General features: G+C 46.7%; 1 protein-coding gene. It reads right to left on the bottom strand.

Annotation, left to right across the window (positions count from 1 at the left end):
* A partial coding sequence (locus tag L1D11_RS22480) for a site-specific integrase (RefSeq protein ID WP_239862833.1) occupies nt 1-385 on the bottom strand: 385 nt, incomplete at its 3' end.
* Nucleotides 386-813 lie beyond the last annotated feature (428 nt).

The raw sequence follows: 813 nt of genomic DNA, 5'->3' as shown, positions 1-813 counted from the left end.
ACACCTGATAACGTGCCTGTCGAGTGTAAGTAATCAGAGAACTGACTTGCTGTGGTGTGAGTATGTCGGGCAGTCGTTTCACTTGTGGCGGCTTGACGATATTGAGCCACTCCCACTGTTTATCGAGCGTATAGCGATAGAAGAACTGTAAGCCGTTACGGTCGAGTTTAATGGTGCTCCACGAGTGAGTTTGAATAAGAGATGCGAAGAACTGTTTGAGGTCGGCCGTGGTTAATGTATCAGGAACCCGATCGAAATGAGCGGTGATCCGACGAACCGCACGAGAATAGGCATCAATGGTCGCAGGTCGTTTACCTTGCAGCTTAAGGTTGGTAAGGTGTTGTTCATAAAGAATGTTGTAGCGTTCTAAGTCGGTGGAATTCATAAGTTACTCCTGTTAACGACCATCAGGGTGATGGTGTAATAAGAGTATGACTTGTGCTGTCTTTATTCTGCCGCGCAGCGGCTTCGTTCAACAAGTCGTTTAAACGGACAAAAAACAGTTGGCTTTTGTTCGTACCTCACAAATTGTAGCCAACTATTTTTTTCCGCTTAACGAGGCTACATGGATTCCCCCGGTTGTCAAACATCCGCTAAACGAATAGTGATGGGTTTTGGACTGCCGCTCTACATTCGGTCTACTTATCGATGATTCGCATACATCGTGACCCTGATGACTTACGCGACTGCGGGGCCTTATTCGTTAGATGACATCTAGTGTGTCCGCCGCATTAACAGGCTCTCCGCAAGTGGTCTTAACCTATCTCCATCATTAGCGTCTGCAATGACCCGGTGGGTTTAACTCTTATCTTA

Origin of the sequence: Vibrio sp. Isolate32 (assembly GCF_022397955.1) — a bacterium.
GTDB lineage: Bacteria > Pseudomonadota > Gammaproteobacteria > Enterobacterales > Vibrionaceae > Vibrio.
This window is presented reverse-complemented; position numbering and strand designations above follow the sequence as displayed.